General features: G+C 62.9%; 17 protein-coding genes and 1 riboswitch. Of the genes, 6 read left to right on the top strand and 11 right to left on the bottom strand.

What is annotated here, in order from left to right; translation table 11 throughout:
• On the bottom strand, positions 1–1,386 hold the full coding sequence (locus tag LDN75_RS07295; RefSeq protein WP_223936478.1) for a glycine--tRNA ligase: 1,386 nt from the start codon (positions 1,384–1,386) through the stop codon (positions 1–3).
• A gap of 137 nt (positions 1,387–1,523) precedes the next feature.
• Complete coding sequence (locus tag LDN75_RS07290) at positions 1,524–2,528, bottom strand: DMT family transporter (protein WP_223936477.1); 1,005 nt, start codon at positions 2,526–2,528, stop codon at positions 1,524–1,526.
• A 23-nt stretch (positions 2,529–2,551) separates the two neighbouring features.
• Between LDN75_RS07290 and LDN75_RS07285 the strand changes: the two genes are divergently transcribed.
• Complete coding sequence (locus LDN75_RS07285) at positions 2,552–2,782, top strand: RNA-binding S4 domain-containing protein (RefSeq protein WP_223936476.1); 231 nt, start codon at positions 2,552–2,554, stop codon at positions 2,780–2,782.
• 7 nt (positions 2,783–2,789) lie between these two features.
• Here LDN75_RS07285 and LDN75_RS07280 read toward each other — a convergent pair whose 3' ends face one another.
• Positions 2,790–3,440: a phospholipase gene (locus LDN75_RS07280; RefSeq protein ID WP_223936475.1), complete on the bottom strand. Its 651-nt coding sequence runs from the start codon at positions 3,438–3,440 to the stop codon at positions 2,790–2,792.
• A gap of 68 nt (positions 3,441–3,508) precedes the next feature.
• On the opposite strand from LDN75_RS07280, the gene LDN75_RS07275 reads away from it, so the two are divergent.
• The 3 genes from LDN75_RS07275 to LDN75_RS07265 are packed head-to-tail and all read left to right on the top strand — an operon-like array spanning position 3,509 to position 5,971.
• Positions 3,509–4,354 (top strand): SGNH/GDSL hydrolase family protein, encoded by an 846-nt coding sequence (locus tag LDN75_RS07275; protein WP_223936474.1) that lies wholly within the window; start codon positions 3,509–3,511, stop codon positions 4,352–4,354.
• 29 nt (positions 4,355–4,383) lie between these two features.
• The gene (locus LDN75_RS07270; RefSeq protein ID WP_223936473.1) at positions 4,384–5,523 is read left to right on the top strand and encodes a winged helix DNA-binding domain-containing protein; all 1,140 of its coding nucleotides are present in this window, start codon (positions 4,384–4,386) and stop codon (positions 5,521–5,523) included.
• A gap of 43 nt (positions 5,524–5,566) precedes the next feature.
• Positions 5,567–5,971: a hypothetical protein gene (locus tag LDN75_RS07265; protein WP_223936472.1), complete on the top strand. Its 405-nt coding sequence runs from the start codon at positions 5,567–5,569 to the stop codon at positions 5,969–5,971.
• 6 nt (positions 5,972–5,977) lie between these two features.
• Here LDN75_RS07265 and LDN75_RS07260 read toward each other — a convergent pair whose 3' ends face one another.
• The gene (locus tag LDN75_RS07260) at positions 5,978–7,099 is read right to left on the bottom strand and encodes a homoserine O-acetyltransferase (RefSeq protein ID WP_223936471.1); all 1,122 of its coding nucleotides are present in this window, start codon (positions 7,097–7,099) and stop codon (positions 5,978–5,980) included.
• A 14-nt stretch (positions 7,100–7,113) separates the two neighbouring features.
• Positions 7,114–7,228: riboswitch (SAM riboswitch) on the bottom strand.
• A 152-nt stretch (positions 7,229–7,380) separates the two neighbouring features.
• Positions 7,381–8,697: a bifunctional o-acetylhomoserine/o-acetylserine sulfhydrylase gene (locus LDN75_RS07255; RefSeq protein WP_223936470.1), complete on the bottom strand. Its 1,317-nt coding sequence runs from the start codon at positions 8,695–8,697 to the stop codon at positions 7,381–7,383.
• Between the two features lie 227 nt (positions 8,698–8,924).
• On the opposite strand from LDN75_RS07255, the gene LDN75_RS07250 reads away from it, so the two are divergent.
• Positions 8,925–9,563 carry a VOC family protein gene (locus tag LDN75_RS07250; protein WP_223936469.1) on the top strand — a complete coding sequence of 213 codons (639 nt, stop codon included), beginning with the start codon at positions 8,925–8,927 and terminating at the stop codon, positions 9,561–9,563.
• 138 nt (positions 9,564–9,701) lie between these two features.
• Here LDN75_RS07250 and LDN75_RS07245 read toward each other — a convergent pair whose 3' ends face one another.
• A complete protein-coding gene (locus tag LDN75_RS07245) occupies positions 9,702–10,475 on the bottom strand; it encodes a CPBP family intramembrane glutamic endopeptidase (RefSeq protein ID WP_223936468.1) in 774 nt (257 codons plus the stop codon).
• Between the two features lie 113 nt (positions 10,476–10,588).
• On the opposite strand from LDN75_RS07245, the gene LDN75_RS07240 reads away from it, so the two are divergent.
• A complete protein-coding gene (locus LDN75_RS07240; protein ID WP_223936467.1) occupies positions 10,589–11,245 on the top strand; it encodes a histidine phosphatase family protein in 657 nt (218 codons plus the stop codon).
• 9 nt (positions 11,246–11,254) lie between these two features.
• Here LDN75_RS07240 and LDN75_RS07235 read toward each other — a convergent pair whose 3' ends face one another.
• Genes LDN75_RS07235 through LDN75_RS07215 form a run of 5 tightly spaced genes read right to left on the bottom strand, consistent with a single transcriptional unit; the run spans position 11,255 to position 15,736 of the window.
• On the bottom strand, positions 11,255–12,046 hold the full coding sequence (locus tag LDN75_RS07235) for a DeoR/GlpR family DNA-binding transcription regulator (protein ID WP_223936466.1): 792 nt from the start codon (positions 12,044–12,046) through the stop codon (positions 11,255–11,257).
• Positions 12,047–12,069: 23 nt separating this feature from the next.
• The gene (locus tag LDN75_RS07230) at positions 12,070–12,909 is read right to left on the bottom strand and encodes a class II fructose-bisphosphate aldolase (protein WP_223936465.1); all 840 of its coding nucleotides are present in this window, start codon (positions 12,907–12,909) and stop codon (positions 12,070–12,072) included.
• The gene (locus LDN75_RS07225; protein WP_223936464.1) at positions 12,906–13,877 is read right to left on the bottom strand and encodes a hexose kinase; all 972 of its coding nucleotides are present in this window, start codon (positions 13,875–13,877) and stop codon (positions 12,906–12,908) included. Before LDN75_RS07225 ends, LDN75_RS07230 begins: the two co-directional genes overlap by 4 nt.
• Positions 13,874–14,809 (bottom strand): ROK family protein, encoded by a 936-nt coding sequence (locus tag LDN75_RS07220; protein ID WP_223936463.1) that lies wholly within the window; start codon positions 14,807–14,809, stop codon positions 13,874–13,876. The genes LDN75_RS07225 and LDN75_RS07220 overlap by 4 nt, the downstream gene beginning before the upstream one ends.
• Before the next feature lie 9 nt (positions 14,810–14,818).
• Entirely contained in the window at positions 14,819–15,736 is a 918-nt protein-coding gene (locus tag LDN75_RS07215) for an SIS domain-containing protein (protein WP_223936462.1), read from the bottom strand.
• Positions 15,737–16,056 lie beyond the last annotated feature (320 nt).

The raw sequence follows: 16,056 nt of genomic DNA, 5'->3' as shown, positions 1-16,056 counted from the left end.
TTAGGCGCCGATCAGTCGTGCTGCCAGGTAAGCCTCAACCTTGTCCAAGGACACGCGTTCCTGGCTCATCGTGTCGCGCTCACGGATGGTCACGGCCTGGTCTTCGAGGGTATCGAAGTCCACCGTGATGCAGAACGGGGTACCGATCTCGTCCTGGCGGCGGTAACGGCGGCCGATGGCTCCGGCGTCGTCGAAGTCGATGTTCCAGTTCTTGCGCAGCTGGGTGCCCAGCGCCTTTGCCTTCGGGGACAGGTCCTCGTTGCGGCTCAGCGGCAGGACAGCTGCCTTGACCGGGGCAAGTCGCGGATCCAGCTTCAGGACTGTGCGGACATCGACGCCGCCCTTGGCGTTGGGTGCCTCGTCTTCTGTGTACGCGTCGATGAGGAACGCCATGAAGGAGCGGGTCAAACCGGCGGCGGGCTCGATCACGTACGGCGTGTAGCGCTCGTTGGTGGCCTGGTTGAAGTAGCTCAGGTCCGTACCGGAGGCCTTGGCGTGCGTGGAGAGGTCAAAGTCCGTACGGTTCGCGATGCCCTCGAGCTCGCCCCACTCGGAGCCCTGGAAACCGAAGCGGTATTCGATGTCAGTGGTGCCCTTGGAGTAGTGGCTCAGCTTCTCCAGCGGGTGCTCGAAGAAGCGCAGGTTCTCTTCGCGGATGCCCAGGCTGGTGTACCAGGACATGCGCTCCTTCATCCAGTACTGGTGCCATTCCTCGTCCGTGCCGGGCTCGACGAAGAATTCCATCTCCATCTGTTCGAACTCGCGGGTCCGGAAGATGAAGTTGCCCGGCGTGATTTCGTTGCGGAAGGACTTGCCGATCTGGCCGATGCCGAACGGCGGCTTCTTCCGGGAGGTGGTGAGTACGTTGTTGAAGTTCACGAAGATGCCCTGTGCGGTCTCCGGGCGGAGGTAGTGCAGGCCTTCTTCGCTGGCCACGGGGCCGAGGAAGGTCTTCAGGAGGCCGGAGAATTCCTGGGGCTCGGTCCACTGGCCACGGGTGCCGCAATTGGCGCAGGCAATATCCTTCAGGCCGTTCTCGGCCGGGCGGCCCTTCTTTTCCTCATACTCTTCCTCGAGGTGGTCGGCACGGTAGCGCTTGTGGCAGGAAAGGCACTCCACCAGGGGGTCGGAGAACACCTCGACGTGGCCGGACGCTTCCCAGACCTGGCGGGGAAGGATGACTGAGGAGTCCAAGCCAACCACGTCTTCGCGGCCGCGGACTACGCTCTGCCACCACTGGCGCTTGATGTTTTCCTTCAGTTCCGCACCAAGGGGACCGTAGTCCCACGCCGAACGGGAGCCACCATAGATTTCACCGGCCTGGAAGACAAAGCCCCTCCGCTTGGAGAGGGAAATGACCTGGTCAAGGACGGATTTTGCTGCCATGGGTACTCCATTTGTTCTACAGGGCCGCTGGGTGCGGTCCGCGGTGGTTTGCCCCGGAATCCGGACGATGTTGTCCGGCGGGGTGGGCTGGGGAAATAGTGCCGGTAATAACTGTGCAGAAAGCTGCGTCTCCTAGCCTACCGGCCTTTGCCCGGGACCTTTCGTACGAATGCTCCCTTGGGCCAGGGCAGCGTGGCCACAACGATGGCTGCCAAGGTCAGGACCGTACCCAGCACCGTGGGCAAGGCGACCACCGCACCGGGACTGGGGATCACGACGTCGAGCACCAACGAGCCCACCAGCTGCCCTGCGATCATGCCCAAACCAGTGATGAGCACGCCAAGGCTGCGGACCAGCAACGCCGCGAGCCCAATGAATATGCAGCCCATGGGCCCGCCCAGGTAGTACCACCATTCACCGGGAAGGGGGTTGCCCACGCCCGCTACCGAAAGCTTGATGAGCCAAGCGATCCAGAGGATGACGGAACCGGCAATGAAGTTCACCAGCGTGGCTGCCACGGGCGTTCCATAGTGCACGGTGGCGGTCCCATTCATGGCTTGCTGGAAGCTCATGAAGAACCCGGCAGCCAGCGGCAGGAGGATCGGCAATACAAGCGAAGCGACGTCTGTGCTGCCGCCGAACCGTGGGGAAACAGCCCATGCCACAGCGGCGACAGTCAGGATGCTGCCCAGAACCCGGACCCCGGTGATGGACCGCCTGCCGCCGGGGCCGATACCCAGGCGATCAACCAGCAATCCACTCAGCGTCTGCCCCGTGACGACGGCCACGGTGAACAAGGCAACGCCCAGCAGGCCAATAGTGAAGGACTGGGCAAAGACGAACAGCGCGCCGATGCCACCTGCCATCACGTAGAACCTCGGAAAGCTGCGGTTGCGGACCGCCGGGACGATGCGCCGGAGGCCGGCCCTGCCTTTGGGTGTCAGCACTGAAATTGCGGCGATAAGCACAAGCCCTGTGGTGAAACTCACCACAGAGGCGGCGATGCCGTCCTCCAATGTGGCCCCAAGCGCCCCGTTGATCCTTCCTTGGAGCGGAATCACCAAACCGGTTGCGACAGCAACCGGGAGGCCAACGGCGAGCGGAAGCGTGGTACGGGGAGAAGGCTGTGGCACTGTCCCCACACTACTTCAGGCATCATTGCTGTATGAGCAACCCGGAAATCGAAGAGATCCCCATCCGCGACGACATGATCCGCCTCGGCCAGCTGCTGAAGCTCGCCAACCTCGTGGAGGACGGCGTTGAAGCAACGGAGCTCATCAAGAACGGCCTGGTCAAGGTCAACGACGAAATCGAAGACCGCCGCGGCCGCCAACTCCATGAAGGCGACACCGTTAGCGTGAACGGCCAGACGGTCCGGATCACCAAGGAATCCTGAAGCGGGTTTAGTCGCTGAGCACCTTGTGGGTCAGGAACTCACCTACGTGGCCGATCTCCTGCTGGTTGATACCGTGCCACATGCCCGTGTAGAGCACCTTGGTGAGGTCCACGTGCTTGCGCACCCAGCCCATGGTGTATTCGATCTTGTCCGGAGTAATGACGGGGTCCTGCTGGTCACGGCCCCAGAACATCGGTAACGTGCCGTCAAGTTCGGCATCGCGGAAGGCAGGGTCATCGCCGGCGTCCACCACAAAACCCGAAAGCCCGACGACGGCAGCAAAGTCCGCGGGACGGTACCGGAGCATGGTGGTCGCCATGGCCATGCCCATGGAGAAGCCAAGCAGCGTCACTGAAGAATGCTTGGCCTTGACGGTGTCCAGCCATTCCAAGGCGTATTCAGCGGCCAGTTTGACGGCGTCCAGCGAGTAGTCGATTGACGCCGTGAGCGGGAACCACGTGAAGCCTGGCCCCATGGGCATCGGTGCCCTAAGTGAGGCCACCACAAAGCCCTCGGGCAGCAGGCCGGCGAGGCTGAAGAGATCGTCCTCGTTGGAGCCGTAGCCGTGCAGCAGCAACAGAAGCGGCTTGCCCTCCCGCTCGGCTTCGTCATGGGACCACAGGACAACGGGCGCGGGGAATGCAACGGCTTCAGTCATGGGTCTATTCTTGCAGTTACCGATGGGTAACAACCTACGGTGGCGTAGGTTTACAGGTTCAAGGCAGGATGGAAAGCGTGAGTGACGTCAATTCATTGGTGGAGCCGGGCGACCCGGTCCAAACACACCCTTGGAGCCGTTACGTGGCCCTGGGGGATTCGTTCACGGAAGGCATCGGCGATCCCGAGCCCCAGAACCCCGGCGGCTTCCGCGGATGGGCTGACCGGGTAGCGGAAGAACTCGGCCGCGGCCACGAGGATTTCGCCTACGCCAACCTTGCCATCCGTGGACGTTTACTGCAGCAGATCGTGGATGAACAAGTTGGTCCTTGCCTGGAACTCCAGCCGGACCTGGTCTCGATTTCTGCTGGCGGCAATGACCTCATCCGCCCCGGCGGCGACCCGGACCAGTTGGCGGAGAAGCTGGACGCAGCCGTACAGGAACTGGGCTCCAGTGGAGCCACGGTAGTGCTGTTCAACGGACCTGACACAGCTTCCTCGGTCTTGGGCCGCATCCGCGGCAAGGTGGCAATCTACAACGAAAACCTCAGGACGGTGGCGGCACGGCACGACGCAATCATTGCGGATATGTGGTCGCTGAGGCAGTTGGCCGATCCCCGGATGTGGGACGAAGACCGCCTGCATTTCTCACCCCTGGGACACCACACCATCGCAATGATGGTCTTGGAAGCCCTGAACGTCCATCACAGCCTGGAACCGCTCGTTCCGAAGCCCCTTCCGGCGCGCACCTGGCGCGAGGCCCGTTCCTCGGACCTGGTGTGGGCCCGTGAGTACTTTGTCCCGTGGGTTATCCGCAGGCTGCGGCACAGATCCTCCGGTGATGGCATTACACCCAAACGCCCGACGCCGGGACCGGTCTTCGGACCCAACGGCACCATGCTGCCGCGCGGCTAAGGTAATGCGACTGCGGCCAGGAGTGTTCAATGCAGCCTAAAGACATTGTCCGCCTGCGCCTGCGCCGTCAGCAGTTGCGGGCTCCTTTCGGCGGGAGCGTCGATGACGTGCTGCGCAACCTCCTCGCCGTGCAATCGCAGGAATTTCCCTATGCCCGATGGACTCTTGCCCAGAGAACGAACGGCAGCACTGCCGGGCAAGTAGAGGAGGCTGTGGCTGACGGCAGGATCCTGCGGACGCACATCCTGCGGCCGACGTGGCATTTTGTGCATCGTGAGGACCTCGGCTGGTTGATGGGTTTGTCTGCCGATCGCCTGCATCAAGGAAACAAGGGCATGTACAGGCAGACGGGAGTTGATGAGGCCACTACCGCCGTCAGTGGGCGGATCCTTGCAGAAGCTGTGGCCGGTGGCGCCCACAAAACCCGCGAAGAACTAGCCGACGTGCTGGAACAGGCGGGGCTTCCCAGCAAAGGCCTTGGCTTCATTTACCACCTGATGCACGCGGAGATCAGCAAAATTTTGGTGAGCGGCGCTCCGGTCCGCTCCGCTGGCGGCGCGCTGAAGCAGACCTACGCCCTCTTCCAGGAACGTGTGCCCACACCTGGCGACACTTCCTTGACGGGCGATGACCGCGAGTGGGCCTTGGGCCAGTTGGCGCTGCGATACTTCAGCAGCCGGGGACCTGCCACAGTCAAGGATTGCGCCGCGTGGTCCGGACTGACCATGAAGGATGTGCGGCTTGGCGTGCAGGCGGCTGGAGAGTGGGCTCCTGGCGCCCTGGCCACCGTGGCAATTGACGGCCTGGACTTCTACCTGCCGGCCGAAGACATCGATGTGCTTGCAGCGTCTCCCCCACCAGCCGACGCCGGGCCAAGACTTCCCCGGGTCGATCTCATCCAGTGCTACGACGAGTACGTGATGGGCTATTCGGAGTCGCGGCACTACCTCGGCGGAAAGGCGCCCTACTTCCCGGAGGGCGATGCTCCCATTCACGTGGTGTTGCTGGATGGCAGGTTGGCCGGATGGTGGCGGCACGCCTTCAGCGGTGGGATCTGCGAAATCGACGTCAGAATGAACCGGCCGGCCACAACAGCCGAACACCATGCTTTGGAGGCAGAAGTGGAGCGCTACGGAAAGTTCCTGGGCATGGAGGCAAAGTTGGTGTGAATCTGCGGGACTAAGCTGGGTTAAGACCTAGGAGGCCTGCACCGTGAACAATCTGATCTTCTGGATCATCGTCTGCTCGTGGCTGATTCCCTTGGGGATCCGCATATACAACAAGTCCCGGGCGCGGCGGCTCCAGGACCGCAACTTCTCCCGTCCGGGCTACCCGCCACAGGGGTTTCCTCCGCCGGGCTACCAACAGCAGCAGAATTACCAGCCGCAAAACTACCCCGGCTATTCTCCCGAGCCCACCCACATCCGCCCGGCGGATGCGGCACCGCCGGCGGGACCGCCGTCGAACGTTTCTTCAACTACGTTCCCCAGCAACAGCGGTTCCGGGCACCAAGGCTTCCGCGCACGCAAGTTGGCCGAACTGGACCTCAAGTTCAGCAACGGCGAAATTGCCATGGAGGATTACATGAAGCAGCGCGGCGAAATCATGAATGGCTGAGCCGGCTTAGGCGAAGAAGGCCTCGCGCAGTTGCTCTGACAGTTGGCCGATTTCGGTCAGGAAGCCATCGTGGCCGATGGGAGCCTCGATGACGTGGACGGGAACATTGCCTGGCAGATTTTGCGCCAGCTCCAATGACTGGGCCGGGAAGTAGAGGCGGTCCGAGTCGACGGCTGCCACGAAGAACTCGGCAGTGGTGCTTGCCAAGGCGTCCTTCAAGGTGCCACGGCCCCGGCTGATGTCATGGGACATGAGTGCCTCAGTGATGGCGATGTAGCTGTTGGCGTCGAACCGGCGCACGAGCTTGGTGCCTTGGTGGTCGAGGTAGCTTTCCACCTGGTAGCGGCCGCGTTCCCCCAGCACCGCAGCGGCCAGCGGCGTCTCCTGGTGTTGCGCTTCCCGCCCGAAGCGGAAATCAAGCTCCAGCGCGGAACGGTAGGTGATGTGGGCTATCCGGCGGGCCAGGGCGAGGCCCGCCTCGGGAGCCGGTCCACCGTAGTAGTCGCCATTGTTGAAGTTGGGGTCCTGGCGGATAGCCAGGGTCTGCGACTGGGCGAAAGCGATTTGCTCGGCTGTGCTGTAGGCGCCGACAGAAATAACTGCGCACCGCTGAACGCGCTCAGGATAGGTCACAGCCCATTCAAGTGCGCGGGCGCCGCCCATGGAACCGCCCAGGACGGCGTGCCATGCTTTGATGCCCAATGCATCGGCCAGGCGCGCTTCGGCTGCCGTACTGTCGCGCAAAGTGACCAGGGGGAAGCGGGATCCCCAAGGCCGCCCGTCCGGCGCCTCGGACGACGGGCCAGTGCTGCCGTAACAGCCGCCCACAATGTTGATGGAGATAACGAAGAACCGGTTGGTGTCGATCGTCGCACCGGGACCGACAAGCTGCTCCCACCAGCCTTCCTCATCCGTTGCGCCGCGGGCCACATGCGTGCTTCCCGTCAGTGCGTGCTGAACGAGGACAGCGTTGGACGCATCAGCGTTCAGCTGCCCCCAGGTTTCGTAGGCCAACACAACATCGGGGAGGAAACCGCCGGCTTCAAGTTCCAGCGGACCTACGCCGGCGTACTTGACCGTCCCATCTTCTTCGCCCGATTTGGGGAGTGCTGTAGCAGTAATGGTCATTCCTTTGACACCTAACCTCGCGCTTGCCCGTCGCCTTGCGTGCGACAGGCCAGGTCTTCACCCGGGGCACCCCACCGCGGAGGAGGGTTGCCGGCCAGCAAGCCGGGGCTGTCACTGGCACTCATGACCTAATACGTAGAGTCTAGGAAAAATACGGGTGTTTTGGCGAAGAATGTGACAGCTGTGTGACGGTTTGGGGTCGTTTGCTTCAGGAACACGCACGGCGAAGGGCCGCCCGGCGAATTTTCGACTGCGGCGGGCGGCCACTCCTCCCAGTGCGCTTAAGCGCCTTTGGCAGCCCGGAACCCGGCCTCCAGGTCAGCGATGATGTCGTCTACATGCTCAATTCCCACGGACAACCGGACCAAGCCTGGATTAACACCGGCGGCCACCTGCTGTTCCACTGTGAGCTGGCTATGGGTGGTCGACGCCGGATGGATGACCAGCGAGCGGACGTCACCAATGTTGGCAACATGGGAGTGCAGCTCCAGGCCGTCGACGAAGCGCTTGCCGGCCTCGACACCGCCCTTGATAGTGAACGCCACCACGGCACCGGTGCCCCTGGGGCCATACTTCCGGCCGCGGTCGTACCAGGGGCTGGAGGGCAGCCCCGCGAAGGCGACCGATTCGACGTCGTCCCTCGACTCAAGCCATTCGGCAACCCTGGTGGCGTTGGAGACATGGCGCTCAACGCGCAGGCTCAGGGTTTCCAGGCCCTGGGCAATGAGGAAGGCGTTGAAGGGGGAAACCGCCGAACCCAGATCGCGCAGCAACTGCACACGGGCCTTGAGTATGTAGGAGAGGTTGGCTCTGAGCGCGCCGTCCTTGCCCAGGTCCCGGGCGTAAACGAGTCCGTTGTAGCTGGGGTCCGGGGTATTGAATCCGGGGAAGCGCTCCGGGTCCTTTCCGAAGTCGAAGTTTCCGGAGTCCACGATCACGCCGGCGATCGCCGCACCGTGGCCGCCAAGATACTTGGTGGCCGAGTGCACCACGATGTCCGCACCCCATTCGATGGGACGAATGAGGTATGGGGTTGAGAGCGTGTTGTCCACGATCAGCGGCACACCGGCCTCATGCGCGGTGCGTGAAATGCCCTCGATGTCCAGCACGTCCTGGCGCGGGTTGGAAACTACCTCACCGAAGAACAGCTTGGTGTTGGGCTGCACAGCTTCCCGCCACTGGTCCAGATTGTCCGGGTCCTCCACGAACGTGACGGAGATGCCGAACTTCTTTAGCGTGTGGGCCAACAGGTTGTAGGTTCCGCCGTACAGGCTGGGGCTGGCGACGATGTGATCGCCGGCCTCGGCAATGTTGAGAATGGCGAACGTTTCCGCGGCCTGTCCTGAGCTGAGGAGCAATGCGCCCAGTCCGCCTTCCAGGCTGGCGATGCGCTGCTCCACGGCATCCTGCGTCGGGTTGCCGATGCGGGTGTAGATGGGGGCAAGCTCAGCCAGCGCAAACCGGTTTGCCGCGCTCTCTGCGCTGGGGAACACGAAGGAAGTGGTCTGGTAGATCGGAAGCGACCGCGCTCCCGTGGCAGAGTCGGGTTCCTGCCCTGCGTGGATCTGGCGGGTTTCGAAAGACCATCCTTGGGACATTGAATTCTCCTTTTAGTGGCGCGCGGGTTTGCCGTGGATCGCTGGAGGCGTTGGCTGGGGCCAGTCTAGGAAGCGTCCGGGGCCTTGGACAGCTTTGTGACGAAGGCAGTATTTTTCGGTCTTCAGGCGACCCACCGTGACGCATTCCGGCGGCACACAGCTGAGGTCCCATGATAGTTAGGCTTCCCTTAGCTGAGACCCCGATCACAAAGTGCCAAGATGAAGCCATGCGCATGGATCACGTCTCTTACGCTTGTGAACGAGATGGCCTTTTGGCCACTACCGAACGAATTTCCGCAGCTCTGGGAGTGGACGCAGTCCGGGGCGGAGTGCACCCGCGCTTCGGTACCCGGAACATGATCATTCCCTTGGCGGATAACAAATACCTGGAAGTCGTGGAGGTCCTGGACCACCCCGCTTCCGACAAGGCACCCTTTGGCCAGGCGGTCCGCGCGCGCTCAGCAGCTGGCGGCGGTTGGATGGGCTGGTGCGTCGCCGTTGACGACCTAGCCCCCTTCGAAGACCGCCTCGGCCGCTCCGCGGTTCCGGGCAACCGCAAGTTCCCGGATGGCCGCGAACTCGTGTGGCGGCAGATCGGCATTCTCGGCTTGATCGCCGATCCCCAGGTGCCGTACCTGCTCAAGTGGGAGGGCGACCCCTCACTGCACCCGTCCAGGGTCTATGAGAGTGACGTCAAGATGTCCAGCCTCACCATCGCGGGCTCGGCGGAACGCGTTACCGAATGGCTGGGCGAACCCGTTGAGAAGCCGCTCGAGGACGTCGCTGTCCAGTGGATGGCACCGCACGGCACGCCCGGCATCATGTCCGTCACTTTCGAAACCGCCTCCGGCGCCGTCACCATCTGAGGCGCACCTTCCCTTGGGGCCTGGTCCCCTCCCCGGTCCATCGTGTCCGGTCAAGCTTCGGCCGCCATCAGCGGGTGCCAACGACGTCACCCACCGATGGCGGCCGAATATTTTTAATGCCAACAGGACTGGCATTGGTTAGCCGAGCCCCACTGCCTTCCCGAACAGGCTGAATCCCACAAACGCGACGATGTCCAGCAACGCATGCGCAATGACCAAAGGCATGACCCGCTTGGTCTTGGTGTAGATCCAGGCAAACACCAGGCCCATGGCGAAGTTGCCTATGAAGGGTCCGAAGCCTTGGTACAAGTGGTAACTGCCACGAAGGGCCGCGCTGACGACGATGGCCAACGGGGTACTCCAGCCAAATTTTCCGAAACGGTCCAAGAGATAGCCCACCACGATCACTTCCTCCACCACCCCGTGGCGGATCGCGGAGAGAATCAGCACAGGTACAGTCCACCAGTAAGCCTCAAGGCCGCTGGGCACAATCGCGGTGGTGATTCCCAGGGCCCTGCCTGCGGCGTACAAGCCAAGTGACGGGATGCCGATCGCGGCGGCGAGCCCCAATCCCTGCAGAGCGTCCTTACCCGGACGTGCAAAGTTGAATCCCAACCGGGTGAAGCCTGAGCCACTTCCGCCTTCCCTGCCACCCTGTGAGTGCGAGGACAGGAAATAGAACACCAGGACCACCGGCACCAAGGCGAAGATGATGTCCAGCAGCTGATACGTGAGGTCGAAGTACTCGCGGGTGCTTTGGGACCTGTTCAGCGTGGAGGTTGCCTCGGACAGCGGCGCGCGCGTCATCTTGTCCAGGAGCTGCACCACGGAGTACACGGCTGATTGGCCCAGGGACAGGCCCAGCACGATGAGCACTTCGGCGCGCAGGCGGCGGCGGGAAGCAAGGAGCATGTACCTATCTTGCCTGCAGTTCCTGCCACTTTGCCGTGAACTGGACACCTTCCCGTGCCACTGGTGGGCAGGACCCTATGCTTGGTGGGATGAGTGCGCCAGGGAGAATCTTCATGATCCGGCACGGCCAGTCCGCCGCGAACGCCGACACGTCAATCTACAACCGCGTGCCGGACTACCGCATCCCGCTGACCGGACTCGGAATAGAACAGGCACGGATAGCAGGCGAGGCCCTCCGGCGGAAACTCGACGGCGAGCAGGTCCGCGTTTACGTGTCCCCCTATTTGCGGGCCTACCAAACCCTTGAGGCGATGGACCTGGGCCCGCTGATCGAGCGCGTGATCGAAGAACCCAGGCTCCGGGAGCAGGACTGGGCCAACTTCCAGATCGCCGGGGAGATCGAGGACCAGAAAGAACTCCGCAACCTTTACGGCCACTTCTTCTACAGGTTCCGTGAGGGCGAGTCAGGCTCGGACGTCTACGACCGCGTGTCCTCGTTCATGGAGACTCTCTACCGGCACTGGGAAAAACCGACGTACGCACCTAATACCCTCATGGTCACCCACGGACTAACCATGCGGTTGTTCTGCATGCGCTGGTTCCACTGGACTGTCGAATATTTCGAGTCGCTCAACAACCCCGACAACGCCGAGCTCCGCACGCTGGTAAGGACCGACGACGGCCAGTACAGCCTGGATTCACCGTTCAGCCAGTGGGTGCCCAGGGACGTTGACGATTCAGTGCTCCACGCGCCAAGAATGCGTTTCTAGCGGCATTGCCTAGCTGGCAGGGGCGACGATGACTTCCGTACCCTTGGCTTCGAACGCGGCTTTGTCCTCGGCGCTGATGCCCGAGTCCGTGATCAGGTGCCTGAAGTCGTAGCCCGCCATGGCGGCAAAGGAGCGGCGTCCCACCTTGGAGGAATCCGCCACAACATAGGACTCGGTGGCGCGGCGGGCCATCACGGTGTTCACCATGGCTTCGCCCTCGTCGGTGATGGTGGGACCGAGTTCCGGATCCACGCCGTTAACGCCAATGAACGCGATGTCCAAGGCAACCTTCTGCATGATCACGTCTGTGTAGGGCCCAACGAGTTCATAGGAGCGCGGGTTCAGGATGCCCCCGGTGACCATGATCTTGATGTTGGGACGGACGGCCAGTTGAGAGGCAATGTTGATGGCATTGGTCACCACCGTGAGAGTGGGTCTGTTGGACGGCGCGTTGAGGTCCTCGCGCGTGGACAGGAGCTGCGCAAGTGCAGTGTTGGTGGTTCCACCACTGAGGCCGATCACGGCTCCGGGCCGGATCAGCGCGGAGGCCGCCTGGGCAATTTCCTGCTTGGCCGCGGCGTGGTCGTCACGGTTATAGCGTCCCGGGAGGTCGTAGGACACGGAGCCCGTGGTGGCGCCGCCGCGCGTCCGGCTCAGGAGTCGCTGCTTGGCAAGACTGTCCAGATCCCGTCGCGCCGTAGCTGGCGACACGCCAAGCCGCGTCACGATGTCCTCGACTTCCACATGGCCGGATTCGGCCAGGAGGTCAAGGATGGCGGTCAGCCGATCGGTGCGGGTCATGACAAGCCTTTCGCGGAGTATTGCTATTTCGCTTTCGCGAACAGCGTCAGCAATCGTGCGGATTCCAGCACCAGTGCGTCCCGGCCGGCCTTGATGTACTTCCGGGAATCCACCACTGCAGGGTTGGCATCGAGGTACTCACGGACGGCGCGGGTAAAGAACCCGTTCAAATGTGTGGATACGTTGATCTTAGTCATACCTGCGCCGATCGCGGCTACGAGCATCTCATCTGTGACGCCTGAAGAGCCGTGCAGGACCAGCGGCTTTCCGACCGCCGCCTTCAGCCGCGTGATCAAGTGCAGGTCCAAGGCTGCACTGCGTTCGGTCATGGCGTGTGAGGAGCCCACTGCCACGGCGAGCGCATCCACGCCGGTTGCTTCGACGAACGCAAGGGCCTCTGCCGGATCGGTGCGGACACCGGGTGCATGGGCGCCGTCCTTGCCTCCTACTTTGCCGAGCTCGGCCTCGACATAGACGCCGCGTTGGTGGGCGTAGCGGGCCACGCGCTGGGTTACTTCGACATTCCATTCATAGGGCAGATGTGCGCCGTCGAACATGACGGAGCCAAAGCCCAGGTCCACGGCCGCGACAGCGAGGTCTTCGGATTCAGCATGGTCCAAATGAACCGCAACCGGCACTGATGCGTCGCGGGCGATCACCAGGGCAGCCGAGGCGATCGGCTCAAGTCCGCCGTGGTATTTGGCGCAGTTTTCGGAAATCTGGAGGATCAGGGGAACTCCGGCTGTCTCGGCACCAGCCACCAGCCCCTCGGCCGTTTCCACATGAATAACGTTGAACGCGCCCTGGCCGGTGCCGTTGGCCACAGCCTTGTCCATCAATTCCCGCGTACTGACAAGGGTCATCGGGTCTCCTTCCATGTCACGATCAGTTGTTCTTCAAGTTCCTGGTACCTCGGCGAGATCTCGCCAGCGGCGGGCATGAGCACCGCGGCCGCGGACCAGGCGGTGGCCTTGCGAAGAATTTCGCGAGGCTCGGTGATGCCTTTGGCGAGGGCGACGGCGGCAGCCGCCACTCCGGCGTCGCCCGCCCCTGTGGGGTTGCCGCTCAGCGGCTCGGGGAGGCGGGCACTCCAGTACCCACCGGGTGCTGCGTGGTCGAAGGCGAGCATTCCGTCAGCACCGGCGCTCACAAGGACCGTGCGTGCGCCCATGTTGATCAGCGAGAGCGCAGCGGCTTCGAGGCCGACCTCCCCGGTGGCTTCCGCCAGCTCATGGTGATTGGGCTTGAGGACGTCGGCACCGGCTTGTGCCGCGGCGATGATGCCCGGGCCGGAAGTGTCGATGATGGCGGGGATCCCGGCGTCGTGCGCCAGGCGTACCAGAGACGGGTAGAAGTCGGCGGGCGCACCTGGCGGCAGGCTGCCCGAACCCACCAGCACAGCGGCGGGAGCTTCTCCGTCACCGCCGCTTACTGCCTTGACGACGGCGGCAGACAGCGAGCGCCAATCGTCCGGCAGGAGGGCTTGGCCTTCCTCGTTGAAGATGGATGTTTCGCCGGCAACGGTGTCGACGAGCGCGATGCTGCGGCGGGTCTCGGCGGCGACGGCCACCAAGGTGTGCGGCACGCCGCTCGTCCAAAGTTCTGCAGCCAGGGTTTGTCCCGCGGCGCCGCCCGTAGGCGCAATGGCAAGCACGGGGTGGCCGAGCTGATGAACCACGCGGGCTACATTGAGTCCCTTGCCACCGGCGCGGCTGATGGGCGTGGGGACCCGATGGCTGGCGCCCCCGGTGATTCCTTGGACGGTGTACGTCATGTCGATGGCCGGGTTGGGCGTCACCGTGACAATGCGGGCTGCGGCGGGGCCGGTCATCGCGCACCATCCAAGAGCGCCCGGGCGTTTAGTGCCGCGCCGAGGAGCCCGGCGTCCTGGCCAAGCTGGGCTTGGATAAGGCGTGGACGTCGTTGGAAGTCCAGGATCTGGTCAACCCGTGTGCGGAGTGGTTCGAGGAGGTTCTCGCCTGCTTCAGCCAGGCCTCCCCCAATCACCACCGCTTCAGTGCCGATGATGTTTACGCACTGGCATATGGTGAAGGCAAGGGCGTCCACGGCGTCCGCCCAAACGCGCGCAGCAACGGCATCTCCGGATTGGGCCCGCAGCAGGACATCGCGGGCGCCGTCCACCGTAGTCCGGGAGTGCGCGCAGTAGCGCTTGGCAATGGCGCCTGCTGAACCCACGGCTTCGAGAATGGTCATTCCGGTGCTATTCGGGCCGGCGTCGGGGTCCGGTACCTGGGCATGGCCGAGCTCACCAGCGAAACCACCAGCGGTGACGGCCACACCCCCTGAGAAGACCGCAGCGGCAATACCAGTGCCCACCACCATGACCACGACGTCGTCGAATTCCTTGGATCCACCAAAAGCGTGTTCCACTGCCGCGGCGGAGCGGACATCGTGATCGAAGGCCACGGGAAGGCCGAGCCTCTTCTCTGCTTCAGCGGTGAACGGGAAATTTCGCCACCCGAGGTTCGCCGAGTAGATCCCGACTCCTTCCACGGAATCCACGATGCCGGGGACGATGACGCCCGCTGCTTTGGCGGGGATGTCCGGGAACTCGACGCCAAGTTCTTCAGCCAACCCTGCGAGGCGATCAAGAATTGCCTCGGCAGGGCGTGCTGCGTCCAAGGGCGTGGGGACGCGGCGCATGCCCAGCACGTTGCCGGCGGGATCCACCAGCCCTGCTTTGATGTCGGTACCACCCACGTCGAAGGCCAACACTGCAGCTTCAGCGGCTCCGAGAACCATGATGGGCGCCTAGGCGGAGGCGTCGAGAATGACGGAACGCGTCAGGTTCCGGGGCAAGTCCGGATTGAGGCCGCGGACACGGGCACGTTCCAAGGTCACCTTGTGGACGCGTGCCAGTTCAGCAAGAGGGTGCTTGTCCGTGTGGATGTACAGCGCCCCCGTGGCGGCCATATCCTTGTCCAGGCCTTCAGGCTGCGCGCCGAACAACCAGGTCACGCGTCCGGGCGCCGCGATGGAGATCGGACCGTGCCGGTATTCCATCGCGGGGTAGGATTCGGTCCACCCTTGGACGGCTTCGCGCATCTTCAAGCCAGCCTCGTGCGCCAGGCCTACAGTCCAGCCGGTCCCAAGGAACGTGAACTGTTCGGCGTCCAGGAGTTCCTGCGCAACGGGGCCCGTCACTGCGTCCTTGGCGTCTTCGATAGCCTGCTTGAGGCCAATCCCAAGGCTGGAGAGTAAGTACACCAAGGCCGTAGTTGCGAAGCGGGTCTGCACGACGGAACGTTCATCTGCGTATGGGAGACCGATCACGGCGTCGGCCAGGTCCACGATTGGCGACGACGTATCGCCAATGATCGCAACGGTGGGGACGATGCCCTTCAGCTCGGCCAGGATCTCCAGCACCTCGGTGGTGGTGCCGGACCGCGTGATAGCCACAACGGCGTCGTACTGGCGATCCGCACTGTTGCTGTTCAGGAACGCCTCCGACGCCGCAAAGGCATCCGTCACGCCTTTGCCCGCGGATTCGCGGGCGGCTGCGTAGCTCTGTGCCATGAACCAGGAAGTGCCGCAGCCAATGACGGCAATGCGCTTACCGTCAGCGGGAAGCAACGTCTCGGCACCGGCCTGCTCGATGGCACGCTGCCAGACCTCGGGCTGTGAAACCAGCTCTTCCTCCATGAAGGCGCCCAGTGTGTTCTCGCTCATCGTGTGTTTCGCTCCTGCTCAGCCAATGACGTTTTCTGATCTATAGAAACACTAAACGATCAGTTTCGATCTCACAAGGATCATCTACTGGAGTGGATCCGCCCGTTGCGCCCCCAGGCTTTCACTTCCGTCATTTGACCGAGTATCTGTGTCAAGTTGTGCGATTTAGTAAATATCCCGTGAAGTCTTGTCAACTTCTGTTCCATGCAGCAGTCTTAGACGGGTCCGCAAGAACATGATTATTATTCACCCGGAATAATCAAGAAGGAGCATTATGCCCGGCTTGTCATCCCCGCATCCCCCAGTCGCAAGGCGCTTGG

It is taken from the genome of Arthrobacter sp. StoSoilB5 (assembly GCF_019977235.1).
Classification (GTDB): Bacteria; Actinomycetota; Actinomycetes; order Actinomycetales; family Micrococcaceae; genus Arthrobacter.
Note: the sequence above shows the minus strand (reverse complement) of the source record. Positions and strands in the feature narration are given on the sequence as shown.

Coding starts and splice junctions, on each gene's coding strand:
- LDN75_RS07295 (WP_223936478.1), bottom strand. CDS start 1,386: ATGGCAGCAAAATCCGTCCTTGACCAGGTCATTTCCCTCTCCAAGCGG.
- LDN75_RS07285 (WP_223936476.1), top strand. CDS start 2,552: ATGAGCAACCCGGAAATCGAAGAGATCCCCATCCGCGACGACATGATC.
- LDN75_RS07280 (WP_223936475.1), bottom strand. CDS start 3,440: ATGACTGAAGCCGTTGCATTCCCCGCGCCCGTTGTCCTGTGGTCCCAT.
- LDN75_RS07275 (WP_223936474.1), top strand. CDS start 3,509: ATGGAAAGCGTGAGTGACGTCAATTCATTGGTGGAGCCGGGCGACCCG.
- LDN75_RS07270 (WP_223936473.1), top strand. CDS start 4,384: ATGCAGCCTAAAGACATTGTCCGCCTGCGCCTGCGCCGTCAGCAGTTG.
- LDN75_RS07260 (WP_223936471.1), bottom strand. CDS start 7,099: ATGACCATTACTGCTACAGCACTCCCCAAATCGGGCGAAGAAGATGGG.
- LDN75_RS07255 (WP_223936470.1), bottom strand. CDS start 8,697: ATGTCCCAAGGATGGTCTTTCGAAACCCGCCAGATCCACGCAGGGCAG.
- LDN75_RS07250 (WP_223936469.1), top strand. CDS start 8,925: ATGCGCATGGATCACGTCTCTTACGCTTGTGAACGAGATGGCCTTTTG.
- LDN75_RS07245 (WP_223936468.1), bottom strand. CDS start 10,475: ATGCTCCTTGCTTCCCGCCGCCGCCTGCGCGCCGAAGTGCTCATCGTG.
- LDN75_RS07240 (WP_223936467.1), top strand. CDS start 10,589: ATGATCCGGCACGGCCAGTCCGCCGCGAACGCCGACACGTCAATCTAC.
- LDN75_RS07235 (WP_223936466.1), bottom strand. CDS start 12,046: ATGACCCGCACCGATCGGCTGACCGCCATCCTTGACCTCCTGGCCGAA.
- LDN75_RS07230 (WP_223936465.1), bottom strand. CDS start 12,909: ATGACCCTTGTCAGTACGCGGGAATTGATGGACAAGGCTGTGGCCAAC.
- LDN75_RS07225 (WP_223936464.1), bottom strand. CDS start 13,877: ATGACCGGCCCCGCCGCAGCCCGCATTGTCACGGTGACGCCCAACCCG.
- LDN75_RS07220 (WP_223936463.1), bottom strand. CDS start 14,809: ATGGTTCTCGGAGCCGCTGAAGCTGCAGTGTTGGCCTTCGACGTGGGT.
- LDN75_RS07215 (WP_223936462.1), bottom strand. CDS start 15,736: ATGAGCGAGAACACACTGGGCGCCTTCATGGAGGAAGAGCTGGTTTCA.